Source organism: Mesorhizobium sp. M7A.F.Ca.CA.002.09.1.1 (assembly GCF_003998555.1).
GTDB classification, from domain to species: domain Bacteria; phylum Pseudomonadota; class Alphaproteobacteria; order Rhizobiales; family Rhizobiaceae; genus Mesorhizobium; species Mesorhizobium ciceri.
Genome location: NZ_RZRR01001137.1, coordinates 1 through 1,478, shown reverse-complemented (window position 1 = coordinate 1,478; position 1,478 = coordinate 1). Strand labels below are relative to the sequence as shown.

The following is a 1,478-nucleotide window of genomic DNA, read 5'->3' as shown; positions in this document are numbered from 1 at the left end:
GTCATAGCCTTTTTCCAGCTTGAGGATGAATTCATCGGCAAGTGCATCCTTCGCCGCCGTCTCGATTTCGGTCTTGCTGGCTCCCGGCCGGCCGAAACCGATATTGTCACGCGCGCTTGCCGCGAAAATGGTGACGTCCTGCGGCACGATGGCGATGCGCTGGCGGACCGAAACGGGATCGGCCTCGCGCACATCGACGCCGTCGATCAGGATCTTGCCTGTTTCGGGATCGTAAAAACGCAGGATCAGCGAAAACACCGTGCTCTTGCCGGCCCCTGACGGCCCGACGATCGCCACCGTCTCGCCCGGCATGACCTGAAAGCTTAAGCCGTGCACGGCGGCGCGGTCGGGCCTTGCCGGGTAGGAGAAGGAGATATTGTCGAAGACGATCGCGCCCTTGGCGACGGCCGGCAGCGGCTTCGGATCGGCGGGAGCCTGGATCGCCGGCTTCTCGGCCAGGATCTCGGTCAGCCGTTCGGCAGCACCCGCCGCTTGCGCAAGTTCGCCCCACACTTCCGACAGCGCGCCCAGCGCGCCGGCGGCGAACACCGAATAGAGCAGGAACTGGCCGAGCGTGCCTGGCGATATCGAGCCTTCGAGCACGTCGCGCGAGCCGAACCACAGCACCGCCACGACGGACGAGAAGATGGTGAAAATGGCGAAGAAGGTTAAGAAGGAGCGCGCGAAGATCGAGGAGCGTGCCGCCTCGAAAGCAGCTTCCACCGCAGCCGAGAAATGCCCGGTGACCAGCTTCTCATTGGTGAAGGCCTGCAGCGTGCGCACCGCGCCGATCTGCTCGCTGGCATAGGCGGTGGCATCGGCCAGCGTATCCTGCGCCTGACGTGATTTGCGCCGCACCGAACGGCCGAAGGCGACCAGCGGCAGCACGATCACGGGTATTGCCGCGATGACCAGGCCGGACAGTTTCGGGCTGGTGATGACCATCATCCCCACCGCGCCAAGGCCGAGGATGACATTGCGCAGCGCCACCGAGGCCGTCGCTCCGACCGCCGACTTGACCTGCGTCGTGTCGGCGGCAAGCCGCGACACGATCTCGCCCGACTGGGCGGTGTCGAAGAAGGCAGGCGACAGCGTCGTCACATGGGCAAACACATCGCGCCTGATATCGGCGACGACGCGCTCGCCCAGCGTGATGACGAAATAGTAGCGGCCGGCCGATGCTGCCGCCAGCAGGGCGGCCATAGCCACCAGCGCTGCGAAATATTCGGCAATGAAGGTCGTGCTGGACGACGAGAAGCCATGATCGATCATGCGACGCACCGCCAGCGGCAGCGCCAACGTGGTTGCCGCCGCGATAACCAGCGAGATAATGGCGCCGACGACCAGCGTGCGGTAGTGCGTGATGTAGGGGAACAGGCGCCTGAGCGGCTTGAGCGAACGCCGGCGCTCGTCTGCGCTGGTGATTTGCGCCATCCCGATGTTTCCTCCAGCCGTCCTTGGGGTCTGCGCCTCAATAT

The 1,478-nt window shown here is 64.7% G+C and carries 1 protein-coding gene; it reads right to left on the bottom strand.

Going from position 1 to position 1,478, the window contains the following annotated elements:
• Window positions 1-1,434: ABC transporter transmembrane domain-containing protein (locus EN994_RS31065; RefSeq protein ID WP_127308129.1), on the bottom strand; the 1,434-nt coding region annotated here is incomplete at its 3' end.
• Between the last annotated feature and the right edge of the window lie 44 nt (window positions 1,435-1,478).